This window comes from Formosa haliotis, from assembly GCF_001685485.1.
Taxonomy (GTDB): domain Bacteria; phylum Bacteroidota; class Bacteroidia; order Flavobacteriales; family Flavobacteriaceae; genus Formosa; species Formosa haliotis.
This window is the reverse complement of the sequence record NZ_BDEL01000001.1, coordinates 38,839-51,642: the sequence shown is the minus strand read 5'-3', so window position 1 is coordinate 51,642 and position 12,804 is coordinate 38,839. Positions and strand designations below refer to the sequence as shown.

At 34.4% G+C, this 12,804-nt stretch carries 12 protein-coding genes; 6 read left to right on the top strand and 6 right to left on the bottom strand.

Features of this window, described 5'->3' with window-relative positions; translation table 11 throughout:
- Nucleotides 1-97: 97 nt before the first annotated feature.
- Nucleotides 98-1,561 carry an aminoacyl-histidine dipeptidase gene (locus tag A9D35_RS00240; RefSeq protein WP_066217631.1) on the bottom strand — a complete coding sequence of 488 codons (1,464 nt, stop codon included), beginning with the start codon at nucleotides 1,559-1,561 and terminating at the stop codon, nucleotides 98-100.
- A gap of 132 nt (nucleotides 1,562-1,693) precedes the next feature.
- Between A9D35_RS00240 and A9D35_RS00235 the strand changes: the two genes are divergently transcribed.
- On the top strand, nucleotides 1,694-2,695 hold the full coding sequence (locus A9D35_RS00235) for a DUF3810 domain-containing protein (protein ID WP_369692129.1): 1,002 nt from the start codon (nucleotides 1,694-1,696) through the stop codon (nucleotides 2,693-2,695).
- Nucleotides 2,696-2,774: 79 nt separating this feature from the next.
- On the opposite strand, the gene A9D35_RS00230 is transcribed toward A9D35_RS00235, so the two are convergent.
- Nucleotides 2,775-3,578 carry a DUF6503 family protein gene (locus tag A9D35_RS00230; protein WP_066217627.1) on the bottom strand — a complete coding sequence of 268 codons (804 nt, stop codon included), beginning with the start codon at nucleotides 3,576-3,578 and terminating at the stop codon, nucleotides 2,775-2,777.
- A gap of 86 nt (nucleotides 3,579-3,664) precedes the next feature.
- Here A9D35_RS00230 and A9D35_RS00225 point away from each other — a divergent pair, with 86 nt between their 5' ends.
- Together A9D35_RS00225 and A9D35_RS00220 are read left to right on the top strand one after the other, a co-directional pair.
- Nucleotides 3,665-4,459: a TrmH family RNA methyltransferase gene (locus A9D35_RS00225; RefSeq protein WP_066217625.1), complete on the top strand. Its 795-nt coding sequence runs from the start codon at nucleotides 3,665-3,667 to the stop codon at nucleotides 4,457-4,459.
- Nucleotides 4,460-4,488: 29 nt separating this feature from the next.
- Entirely contained in the window at nucleotides 4,489-5,724 is a 1,236-nt protein-coding gene (locus A9D35_RS00220; protein ID WP_066217623.1) for a M48 family metallopeptidase, read from the top strand.
- An 11-nt stretch (nucleotides 5,725-5,735) separates the two neighbouring features.
- Here A9D35_RS00220 and cls read toward each other — a convergent pair whose 3' ends face one another.
- The 3 genes from cls to A9D35_RS00205 are packed head-to-tail and all read right to left on the bottom strand — an operon-like array spanning nucleotide 5,736 to nucleotide 8,919.
- Nucleotides 5,736-7,193 (bottom strand): cardiolipin synthase, encoded by a 1,458-nt coding sequence (gene cls, locus A9D35_RS00215; protein ID WP_066217621.1) that lies wholly within the window; start codon nucleotides 7,191-7,193, stop codon nucleotides 5,736-5,738.
- A gap of 13 nt (nucleotides 7,194-7,206) precedes the next feature.
- Nucleotides 7,207-8,442, bottom strand: a complete 1,236-nt coding sequence (locus A9D35_RS00210; RefSeq protein ID WP_066217619.1) for a glycosyltransferase — start codon at nucleotides 8,440-8,442, stop codon at nucleotides 7,207-7,209.
- Between the two features lie 3 nt (nucleotides 8,443-8,445).
- Entirely contained in the window at nucleotides 8,446-8,919 is a 474-nt protein-coding gene (locus A9D35_RS00205) for a heme-binding domain-containing protein (RefSeq protein WP_066217617.1), read from the bottom strand.
- A gap of 36 nt (nucleotides 8,920-8,955) precedes the next feature.
- On the opposite strand from A9D35_RS00205, the gene A9D35_RS00200 reads away from it, so the two are divergent.
- The 3 genes from A9D35_RS00200 (at nucleotide 8,956) to A9D35_RS00190 (ending at nucleotide 11,208) form a co-directional block, all read left to right on the top strand.
- Nucleotides 8,956-9,522, top strand: coding sequence for a HEAT-like fold family protein (locus tag A9D35_RS00200; protein WP_066217615.1), 567 nt, complete (start codon nucleotides 8,956-8,958; stop codon nucleotides 9,520-9,522).
- Nucleotides 9,523-9,634: 112 nt separating this feature from the next.
- Complete coding sequence (purB, locus tag A9D35_RS00195; protein WP_066225652.1) at nucleotides 9,635-10,978, top strand: adenylosuccinate lyase; 1,344 nt, start codon at nucleotides 9,635-9,637, stop codon at nucleotides 10,976-10,978.
- A gap of 14 nt (nucleotides 10,979-10,992) precedes the next feature.
- A complete protein-coding gene (locus A9D35_RS00190; protein WP_066217613.1) occupies nucleotides 10,993-11,208 on the top strand; it encodes a hypothetical protein in 216 nt (71 codons plus the stop codon).
- Between the two features lie 161 nt (nucleotides 11,209-11,369).
- On the opposite strand, the gene A9D35_RS00185 is transcribed toward A9D35_RS00190, so the two are convergent.
- Nucleotides 11,370-12,758: a DNA recombination protein RmuC gene (locus A9D35_RS00185; RefSeq protein WP_066217611.1), complete on the bottom strand. Its 1,389-nt coding sequence runs from the start codon at nucleotides 12,756-12,758 to the stop codon at nucleotides 11,370-11,372.
- Nucleotides 12,759-12,804 lie beyond the last annotated feature (46 nt).

Genomic DNA, 12,804 nt, shown 5'->3' with positions numbered 1-12,804 from the left:
AAAGAAAATCCTGATTAAACCCAAAATGTTCAAAAAATAAAAGGTCGCCTAATTGGTTTTTAGACGACCTCTTTTTTAGTTCATCCTTATACTAAGATTATTTCTTTTTAGGAATCTCCTTTAAAATTTCAAGAACAAAGTTCCAATATTTCTGAACCGAAGTAATACTAGCACGTTCGTCTGGAGAATGTGCCCCTTTAATAGTTGGTCCAAAACTAATCATTTCCATATCTGGGTAATTCGAACCTATAATACCACATTCTAATCCCGCATGACATGCCGCTACATGTGCTTTTTCGCCATGTAATCGCTCGTAAGTACTATCTAACACTTTTAATATTGAAGATTCCATATTTGGCGCCCATCCAGGATAATCGCCAGAGCATTCAACTTCGCATCCTGTTAATTCAAAACAAGCACGTAATGTATTAGCCAGATCTAATTTAGAACTCTCTACCGAAGAGCGTGTTAAGCATCCAACTTTTATCGTTCCGTCTTTTACAATAACACGGGCAATATTGTTAGAGGTTTCCACCAAACCTGGAATATCGGCACTCATACGAAATACGCCATTATGTGCCGCATATAAGGCTCTTGTAAATCCTTCCTGAACACCTAAATCCATTATGGTTTCCGGAAGTTCTGTGGCTTCAACAAGAATCGTTAAATCGGGCTCCATAGTTTTTAATTCTTCTCTTATAGCATCCCCTAGTTGCTTTATTTCTAATTCGAAAGCCGCTTTATGGATTTCATCTATAGCAACAATAGCTTTACTTTCTCTAGGAATTGCATTACGTAAACTACCGCCATCAATTTCAGAAATACGTAAACCAAAATTTTCAAAGCCATCAAATAATAAACGGTTTAAAATCTTATTCGAGTTTCCTAACCCTTCATGAATTTGCATTCCCGAATGTCCGCCTTGCAAGCCTTTTACCGTAATTTTATAACCAATTTTAAATTCCGGCGTATCTTCTAGATTATAGGTTCGTGTGGCAGTAACATCAATTCCTCCTGCACAACCTACGCCAATTTCATCATCTTCCTCGGTATCTAAATTTAAAAGAATATTTCCTTTTAACACGCCGCCTTTTAAACCTTGAGCCCCTGTCATTCCAGTTTCCTCATCTATAGTAAATAAAGCTTCAATTTCAGGGTGAACAATGTCTTTACTTTCAAGGATAGCCATAATGGTAGCCACGCCTAATCCGTTATCTGCTCCTAAAGTTGTTCCTTTAGCACGAACCCAATCGCCATCAACAAACATATCGATACCTTGAGTTGCAAAATCGAATTCGGTATCGTTATTCTTTTGATGCACCATATCTAAATGCGATTGCATAACAATGGTTTCTCGGTCTTCCATACCCGCAGTAGCAGGTTTCCTAATTATTACATTTCCAACTTCATCTTCTATAGTTTCCAATCCTAAAGACGTTCCAAAATCTTTCATAAAGGCAATAACTTGCTCTTCTTTTTTTGAAGCTCTTGGAACTGCATTTAAATCTGCAAATTTATTCCAAATTGCTTTTGGTTCTAGTACTCTTATTTCTGAATTCATACTTTCGTTTTATAATGTTACACAAAGGTACATATTAGCGGCAAGGTATTACAAACATTTACTTATTTTTGAAGCATGCTTAAAAACCCAAAAACATATCTAGCGTTTTCGCTATTACCGGTTTATTTCCTTGTGAAATTTTTATCGAATTACCCCGAAATTATAGAGCATTATTATAGTAATGGTATTTACCCTATAATTTCTAAAACGTTACGTTACGGCCTGGGTTGGATTCCGTTTTCGTTTGGTGATTTTGTATATGCCTTTGGTGTTATTTACATGATTCGGTGGATTGTTAAACATAGAAAGCGATTTTTTACAGATACGCAAGCATGGCTTATAGATATTTTGGCAGCAGTGACCCTGCTTTATTTTGCATTCCATTTATTTTGGGGAATGAATTATTACCGTTTACCCCTACACCATAATCTTAATTTAGAAGCCGATTATACTACCGAACAACTTATTTCGGTAACCCAGGTATTAATTGAAAAAACAAATGCCCTGCAATTAGACATCACGAAAAACGACACAATAAAAGTAGATATGCCTTATAGCAAATCTGAAATTATGAAACGTGCCGAGACAGGATATAAAAATTTAGAAAGCCAATTTCCGCATTTAGAATATCATCCTGCAAGCATTAAAAAATCATTATTTAGTGTGCCGTTAACCTATATGGGATTTAGTGGGTATTTAAACCCCTTAACCAACGAAGCGCAAGTCGATTATTTAATACCATCGTATAAATTCCCTACGACTACAGCCCACGAAATGGCGCATCAACTAGGTTATGCAGCAGAAAACGAAGCCAATTTTATAGGTTGTTTAGCAACTATAAATAATGATGATATATATATGAAATACTCTGGGTATGCCTTTGGATTACGTCATTGTTTAAATGAAATTTATCGTCGAGACCCCGACCTTTACGAAAGCACCGTGCAAAACGTAAACCTTGGTATTTTAAAAAATTATGAAGAAACACGCGTATTTTGGGAATCGTATACAAATCCACTAGAACCGGTATTTAAAATGACCTATAATTCTTATTTAGAAGCCAATAACCAAGAAGGTGGTATGGAAAGTTACAGTTACGTAGTAGCCCTTTTAGTGAACTATTTTGATAAATAAGTCATAAAAAAAATGCTAACCACACAAATTAATTGAGCTGTTAACATTTTTAATATCCTCTAGACCTATAATTTCTAGATTATTCTATAATTTGAGATCCTTCTGGAGCTTCATAAAAAGAAGCAGCCTTTTTGTCTTTTGCTAGTTTTACGTCTGAAAACTCAACCTCTCTTTTTACATCTACAGGTTTTCCATCTACTACGTTATACCATGTTATGGCTTTCGGTAATTTTACACCATTTACATCTTGCCAAGTTCCGTATTTTATATAACTAAATTTTTCGCTTTTTTCTTTAGCAAAAAATGTAACGGTGTAAGCTAACCAGGCCATTTGGTTAGTATTGGCATCGTAATAAATAATATATTCATCATCTGGTGAAGAGCCCACGCCAGCACCATAAGAAATTTTAATTCCGGGGTAGGCTACCCCTTCAAATGTTAAAGGTTCTGCTTCGCTGTATGTAATACCATCATCAGCCAATACAAAAGGCATAGCATAGAAATAGAACATTAAGTTATAATAAAATTTAGGTTTTCCTTCGTAGTCTGCTTCACCTTTATTTTGTACCCATACCGTATTTCCATTAAAGCCTAAGGCATGATTTGGCATTTCAATACGTGCTTTTCTACTTTTTAAATCGGTGGTGGTAATTTCTGGTCCGTCTGGTTTTTCCATAGTAAACTCTAAAGTATTCATACTTTTCCAGGTAGACAGTCCGCCATGTGCTTCAAATACCTTAGCAATAGACTCTGGATATTGTTTTTCTATAACCTTTGTGGTTTCAACTTCTTCTGTAATTTTCTCTTCCGCTGTCTTTGTTTCTGTTGTTTGCTTACAAGAAGCAAAAGCAACTAATAGTAATAGTAGTAAAGTGTTTTTCATGGTTTCTTTTAATGATTTATACCTTTTGGACGAATGCAAAAGCCATTAATTACATATAAAACATTTACTTTTGCTTTTTTTAAGTTATGAAAGAAATAACAAGTACCCAAAATAGTTACATAAAACAATTGGTTCAATTAAAAGACAAGTCTAGAGAACGTAAGAAATCTGGCTTATTTTTAATTGAAGGTCAGCGTGAAATTTCGCTTGCTATAAAAGGAAAATATGACATTGAAACCTTACTGTTTTGCAATGATTTTATTGAAACTAATCAAATAGAAGTCCTGCAAACAGCAAGCACACAACTCATTCAAGTCACTAAAGATGTATATCAAAAACTGGCGTATCGAGATACGACCGAGGGCGTTTTAGCTGTAGCAAAAACAAAAACCTTAGGTCTTAACGAACTCGAATTTAATAAACCAAATCCGTTAATTTTAATTGCCGAAGCTCCTGAAAAACCAGGAAATATTGGAGCATTATTACGTACCGCCGATGCTGCCAATGTAGACGCCTTTATTATTGCCAATCCTAAAACCGATTTGTACAACCCAAATATTATCCGTTCTAGTGTGGGCTGCGTTTTTACAAATCAGGTGGCTTCTGGAAGCACCGCAGAAATTATTTCCTTTTTAAAATCTAAAGACATTCCTATTTTTTGTGCTGCCTTACAAGCCTCTAAACCCTACCATACACAAGATTTTACAACAGCAACAGCTTTGGTGGTTGGTACAGAAGCAACGGGTTTAAGCAACGAATGGCTTAACCAATCGACACAAAATATTATAATTCCTATGCAAGGCGAAATAGATTCTATGAACGTATCTGTAGCTGCCGGAATTTTAGTTTTCGAAGCCAAACGCCAAAGACAATTCGCTTAATCTTTCAAGATTTAATTATCCTTTTTGCTATGACAGCTACTACCCTATTCTATATTATTATTGCCATTATTGTAATCGATTTTATAGTCGATAAAATTCTAGATGCTTTAAATGCGAAACATTTTAATGATCCCTTACCAACAGCATTGCAGGATGTTTACGATGAAGCGGAGTATAAAAAATCGCAACGCTATAAAGCCGTAAATTATAAATTTAACTTATTTACTTCGAGTTTTTCTTTAATACTCACCTTAGCCTTTTTGTTTTTTGGTGGCTTTGAATATATCGATGGTATAGCCCGACAATTTAGCGATAACAACATTGTAATATCCTTAATTTTCTTCGGAATTATTATGCTAGGAAGCGACCTATTAACAACGCCTTTTTCTTACTATCAAACCTTTGTAATCGAAGAGCAATTTGGATTTAACAAAACCACAAAAGCAACTTTTTTTATAGATAAACTTAAAGGCTGGCTCATGATTGCCGTAATTGGTGGTGGTATTTTAGCACTAATTATCTGGTTTTACGATATCGCTGGAAATCATTTTTGGTTATATGCTTGGGCTTTAGTTGCCGTTTTTAGTCTTTTAGTAAATATGTTTTATGCCAAACTCATTGTACCGTTATTCAATAAACAAACGCCTTTAGAGTCGGGATCATTAAGAGATAAGATTTCTGAGTATGCTAAAACGGTGGGCTTTCAGTTAGATAATATTTTTATTATAGATGGCTCTAAACGAAGCACCAAAGCAAATGCTTATTTTTCTGGTTTTGGCAGCGAAAAACGGGTTACCCTTTACGACACTTTAGTGAATGACTTAGACGAAGATGAAATTGTAGCTGTATTGGCCCATGAAGTTGGACACTATAAAAAGAAACACATTATTATTAATTTGGTAACCTCCATTTTACTTACCGGATTAACGCTATATATCTTATCGCTATTTATAGCCAAGCCTATATTATCGCATGCCATTGGGGTAAGCATTCCAAGTTTCCATGTCGGCTTAATTGCTTTTGGGTTACTTTATAGTCCGATTAGTGAAATCACCGGTTTGATTATGAACGTATTCTCGAGAAAATTCGAATATCAAGCAGACGATTATGCTAAGCACACTTATAATTCTGAATCGCTTATTAGCTCGTTAAAAAAATTATCTAAACACAGTTTAAGCAATCTTACCCCACATCCAGCTTATGTGTTTATGCACTATTCTCATCCTACATTATACAGTAGAATAAAGCATTTAAAACGAAAATAATTCAGTTCAAACTATAATAAAGGTGACATTAAACGAGCTAAGTTCTCGATAAACCCATGGTACCAAGACCGTTGTTTCCAGCGTTCTAATTCAATTTTATCAGCGTCTTTTAAATCATTATAATAAGCCTCTTTCAGTGCTTTATTGATACCTCGGTCGTATACAATAGCGTTTACTTCAAAATTTAAATCGAAGCTACGTAAATCTAAATTGGCCGAACCTACAATTGCAATTTCATCATCTATGGTTAAGGTTTTAGCATGTACAAATCCCTTTTTGTAACGGTAAATTTCTACCCCTGCATTTAGCAATTCTAAATAATACGATCGAGACGCTGCGTTAACTAAATTGGTATCCGAAGTAAAAGGCACCAATAATTTCACTTTTACACCACTCATAGAAGCAATACACAACGCATCCATGATACTCTCGTTTGGTATAAAATAAGGTGTGGTTATTAAAATTTCGGAATCGGCTAAACTAATCGCTTGAAGCAAAGAATATAATATGGTTGGCGTGCTTGAATCTGGTCCGCTAGCTGCTATTTGTACCGCAATGCTATCGGTTGTTTTAAAAGATTCTAATTCTGGGAAATAATGATCAGACGGTTCTAAACTACAATCTGCACAAAAATTCCAATCGCATAAAAACAGATATTGCAAATACCAAACCGCTGGTCCATGAATTTTTAAATGTGTATCTCGCCAATACGAAAAAGGTTCTGTTTCTATAGAGTTTATGTATTTATCGCTAACATTTATTCCGCCCACAAAACCAACACGACCATCGATAACAATAATTTTTCTGTGGTTTCTATAGTTCATGCGGTTAGCTAAATAAATAAGTTTAATTTTATAAAACGGAAAGGCCTCGATACCCGCTTCTCGCAAACGTAACACTAGACTTTTCCTAATGGAACTACTTCCATAATCGTCGTACATAAAACGAACAGTTACCCCTTCTTTAGCTTTTTTAATCAGTGCTTCCTCTATTTGTTGCCCTATTTTATCATTATTAAAAATATAATATTCTAGATGAATATGATATTTAGCTGCTTCAATAGCTTTTAAAACTTCTGGAAATTTCTGTTCTCCGTTTATTAGCAAATCTACTTCGTTATTGTTGGTTAACGGACTTGCAATTTCGGTAAGTAAAAGTTTAACCAACTTCTTATTAGACGCTAACAGGTCCCCTTTGTTAGAAATAATCTCCCTTGCATATTTTCGTAACTCTACAGTTAATTGCCTTTCAAATTTTACATTTTTGAAAAGTTTTTTACTGTACATTTTTCGGTTCCGATAATTTATTCCGAAGGAGAAATAAAAGAACATTCCAAACACAGGAACAAATACCACAAGTAATAAATACGAAAGCGTTTTGGTGATGTGGTGGGTGTCGTAAATGATGCGCAAGCATACAAATAGAACAAGAATAATATATGCAATTTCCGAAATTAGAATCCAATTCATACTACAATGCTAGCTAATGTTGTTTATTTTTTTCTTCAATCCATCGCGACATAAACTTAGTACTTTGCATGCTGTGATGTTGTAGCATGGTTCCAGTAAAGTTAGTCAAACGATGAATTTCTAATTGTTTCTGAACCTGATGTACACGCTCTAAAAACTGTTGTTGAAAATACGACTTATTAAATCGAGAATTATAATTTTTAAATCCGAAATATTGTTTTTCTTTCCAAAGGGTTTCATTAGTGTATAATTCTGAAACTTTTAATGCAAATTGCTCGGCATCATCTTCTATAAAACCATTGGGTTCCATATTGCCAAACATGCCTTCTGCCGCAATTGTAGACATGGCACAAGGCGTTCCGTGTGCCATAGCATCGGTTAATTTCCCTTTTAATCCTGCACCAAACACCAATGGCGCCACACAAATTCTGGCATGTTTCATCACCTCATTAACATCATTAGCAAAACCTTTAATAAAAAAACGTTCCTTAATATTTTGTAACTGATTTACTTTTTGTGAGGCATAAGCCCCATAAATATGAAGCTCTGCTTTTGGTAATTTTGTTTTTATAAGTGGCCAAAGCGTTTGTTTTAAATACAAAACCGATTGGTAATTGGGCTCATGTAAAAAATTACCAATCGTTACTACATGTTGACGATCTTGAAAATTAGGTAGTTTATTTTGATCTTCTACTGGTAAATCTTCGAATAAAAAAGGAACATAAACCAAAAGATTTGATGGCACATTAAATTTGGTTTTTAAAAGATCTATTTCAACTTCAGAAATCATTAAACTCAAATCGCACCTGTAAATGCTTGCAATTTCTCTAACCGCAATGTCATTAAATAAATAGCGATCATTAAATTCTGTTTTTTCTTTATAGGCTTGCTGGCGCCCTTTTCTTAAACAATGTAAATCTTCTGTATCTAATATTTTTATAGCATCTGGACACTGTTCGGTAACTCGCCACCCAAATTGTTCTTCCATCATAAAGCGATCAAACATCACAACATCGGGTTGTAATTCCTTTATAAATTGGTCGAAACTGGTATCGTTTAAAACAATATGTTGCTCGGCAATACCTAATTCTTTTAATGATACGGCTTGTTCGCTTTTACTACTTGGACTCGCAAAAGTGATTTGCGCTTTATTAATTTTAAAGGCTTCAATAAGTTGCATCATCCGACTTCCGGCAGCAGACGATTTAGGCTCTGGCCAAACAAAACCAATAATTAATATGTTGGTCATAAATTATTGTGGCTTCGGAATTAAAGTTAACTGAATACGCACATGTTCTGCCCATTCTTTTACCGCTTCTATATCTGAAGCCGATAATTTAGCTTCGCTATGTGCCAGCGTATACGATTTTAATGGCATCTCTTTTTCTTCAACCATCTTAATTAATTCTTCAATTTTATGATCTTTTTTCTTTACAGAATAAGCATTCCACTTACTAAAATCAAAATGTTTTTTACCATCGTTAACATGGTCTGCCAACCAATAATTTACGGGTGTAATATTACTATACCATGGGTATCGTGTATGACTGCTATGGCAATCGTAACAGCTTTCTTTTAAAATAGCTGCAACATTTTCGGGCGGATTCGTAGCTTCAAGAAAAGGTTCTACCGAAGTTAAATCTCCAGTGTTTTTTTCTGGTCCAAAAAACTGAGCAATTACAAACAGCACCAATAGTAGTAACAATATTTTCTTAAGACTTTTCATTTTATTAAATTTAAGACTTAAAAATATAAAAATTAAGTGACTACAGAGCAACTTTACGAGCAATTAAATTATGTTAATCACTCCCGTGAAAACCGATTAAAATTTGCTTCCCTTGTTTTTGAACACCCCGATTTAATGCCTACGCTTTTAGACATTTTGTTTAAAATAGATGATAAAATATCGTGTAAAGCCGCTTGGGTTTTAGAATTTGCTTGTGCCGAACACTTAGCTATTATCTATCCTTATTTAGATACTTTCACTGCAAAGATGCATACTGTACATTTAGATTCTGCTGTACGTCCGGTGGCTAAAATTTGCGAATATCTAGCAAAAGCCAATACCGATAAAATGAACTTTTATTTAAGAAACGCTTTAACTCCAGAAATAAAAGAGCGTATCATTTCTGTGTGTTTCGATTATTTAATAAAAGATGAAAAAGTAGCCACAAAAGCCTACGCCATGCAAACTCTTTATTTGTTTGGCAAGGAATATGATTGGATTTACCCTGAACTCGCCGATATTTTAAGTCGTGATTATCATGTGCAAAGTGCTGCTTTTAAAGCACGAGCCAGACATATTTTAAAGAAAATTAAGATTCCGTAAATTAAAGTAAAAATTGGTGTTATTATTCCGAAATATTTAACGAAATCCTTTTAAAATATCGGCTAACAAAGGCAACGAAATGCTTATATTTGCACTTGAAAAAATTTACACTATGCCAATAACAACACTTAATGCTATTTCACCAATTGATGGTCGTTACAGAAGTAAAACAAATTCACTAGCACCTTATTTTTCTGAAGAAGCTTTAATAAAATATAGAGTTCAAGTAGAAATTGAATATTTTATTGCGCTTTGCGAAATTCCATTACCGCAACTTAAAGATTTTAATAGTAATTTATTCGAAGATTTACGTACTATTTACAAGTCGTTTTCTACTGAAGATGCTTTGTCTATTAAAAAAATTGAAAGTGTAACTAATCACGATGTTAAAGCCGTAGAATATTTCATTAAAGAAAAATTCGATGCTTTAAACATTTCACAATACAAAGAGTTTATCCATTTCGGACTAACTTCTCAAGATATTAATAATACAGCTATTCCTTTAAGCATTAAAGAAGCTTTAAACAACGTTTATATCCCTAAATTTCTTGCACTAAAAGAGAAATTAAAAGATTTAGCGATTGAGTGGAAAGATGTACCAATGTTGGCAAGAACTCACGGCCAACCAGCTTCTCCTACACGTTTAGGAAAAGAAGTTGAAGTTTTTGTGGCACGTTTAAATCAGCAATATCAATTATTAGAAACTATTCCTCATGCTGCCAAATTTGGTGGAGCTACAGGGAATTTCAATGCTCATAATGTCGCTTATAGCCATATCGACTGGAAAGTTTTCGGACGTAACTTTGTACAAGATGTATTAGGATTACACCATTCATTCCCAACTACACAAATTGAGCATTACGACCATATGGCTGCTTTATTTGATAATATAAAGCGTATCAACAATATTTTTATCGATTTAGATCGCGATGTTTGGACCTATGTGTCTATGGATTATTTTAAACAACGTATTAAAAAAGGTGAAGTAGGAAGCTCTGCTATGCCACATAAAGTTAATCCAATCGATTTTGAAAATAGTGAAGGAAACTTAGGTATGGCAAATGCGGTTTTTGAATACCTTTCATCCAAATTACCTGTGTCTAGGTTACAACGTGATTTAACAGATAGTACGGTTTTAAGAAATATTGGTGTGCCATTTGGCCATACATTAATTGGCTTTGAATCGACTTTAAAAGGATTGAATAAATTACTTTTAAACACGGATAAATTTGCCGAAGATTTAGAAAATAACTGGGCAGTAGTGGCAGAAGCGATTCAAACTATTTTACGTCGTGAAGGCTATGCAAATCCTTATGAAGCTTTAAAAGGTTTAACACGAACAAACGAAAAAATCAATCAGTTGTCTATTGCAAATTTTATTGATACCTTAGAGGTATCAGATGCTATTAAAACAGAATTAAAAGCTATTACACCTAGTAACTATACAGGAATTTAAAACCTAAACACATTATGCTTTCAGATAAAATGTCATTCATACTCACCATTGTCGTTTCTTTCGGATTCGCCATCTCGGGTATGTTAGATATATTAGATAATTTTGTAGTGATTACACTTTTAATGTTAGGATTTATTTTGGTTGTTGCCAATTTATTTACTCACGATAAAGTTCAAATTGAAGACTACGAAAAACCACAAACTCGTAAAGAAGATTTTGAAGCATACTAAGTGTTAAATCACACAATTCAATAAAAGAGGCTGTTTAAAAAGTATTAAAACTCGTCATTCTGAATTTAGTTCAGAATCTCATCACATGGATAACACGATATGTGAGAACCTGAATCAAGTTCAGGTCGACGAAAACTCAACATTTTATACAGCCTCTTTTTTTATTCCTCTTCGTTTATAGCCCGATTTAAAACGGCTTCAGGCAATTGCTTTTTCGCTTTAGCGCCCATCTTTTTTAATTTCTCAACACTTGTTACTAAATTTCCTCGGCCATCTACCAATTTATTCATGGCAGACGCATAATCTTTTTTAGCATCGTCTAACTTCTTTCCCACCCCAGTTAAATCTTTTAACAAGCCTTCAAATTTATCGTATAACGCTCCCGCTTGTCTTGCAATTTCTAATGAATTTCGCTGTTGTTTTTCGTTGTTCCACATGGTGTCCACCGTTCGTAACGTGGCTAATAAGGTCGCCGGCGTAACGATCACGATATTCTTCTCGAAAGCTCGATTATACAGTGCATTATCCTCATTTATCGCAACGGCAAAAGCAGGTTCTATAGGAATAAAAAGCAAGACGAAATCTGGCGAATCGATATCGTATAAATCCTGATAATTTTTAGCTGAAAGCTGATCGACATGTCGGCGGATAGAGTTTACATGCGCCTTTAAATGCAATATACGCTCGGCTTCGTTGGCGTTTACAAACCGTTCATAATCCACTAACGACACTTTCGAATCTATAATCATGCGTTTGTTATCTGGCAAATGTAAAACCACATCTGGCAACACACGTGTACCATCTGGACGTGTAAAATGTTGCTGTACAAAATACTCGCGGTCTTTCTCTAAACCAGATTTTTCTAGCACGCGTTCAAGCACCAATTCGCCCCAATTGCCTTGCATTTTACTATCGCCTTTTAAAGCCCGTGTTAAATTGGTTGCCTCTTTAGACATTTGAAGGTTTAAATCTTTTAATCCTAACAATTGCTCTTTCAAGGCAGAATGCATACCTATATTTTCCTTTTGAGATTCTTCTACTCGTTTCTCGAAACCTTGAATTTTTTCGTGCAACGGATTTAAAATAAGTTTTAGATTTTCTTTATTCTGATGGGTAAACTTTTCAGACTTCTCTTCTAATATTTTAGCAGCAAGCAACTCGAAATCCTTTCGGAGTTGTTCTTGTTGCTTCACCATATCTTTATCGCGCTGTACATTTTGTTCTTGCAAATTTTGAAATTCGGTAGATTTACGTGTAAACGCTTCATTTAAAAAATCCTTTTCTCGTCTAATACTTTCACGATCACTTTCAATTTTAGCATTGTATTTCTGGAGGTCTTCTAACTGTGCTTTAAATGCCTCTTCCTGCTTTAGATTTTGAGCAGCAGCATCGGATTTAAAATCATTATACTGCTGAAGCAATTGTGCATTTCGTTCCTCCAATCGGCCATATTCCCCTTTACTTTTTAATTTTGAAATGGTAAATCCTATAAAAAATCCTATTGCAGACGAAAGGCCTATAGACGTTAATAATATGATAGTATCGCTCATGAAATTTGGTTGAAAACACTCAAATATACTTGTTTTTAATGGAAAA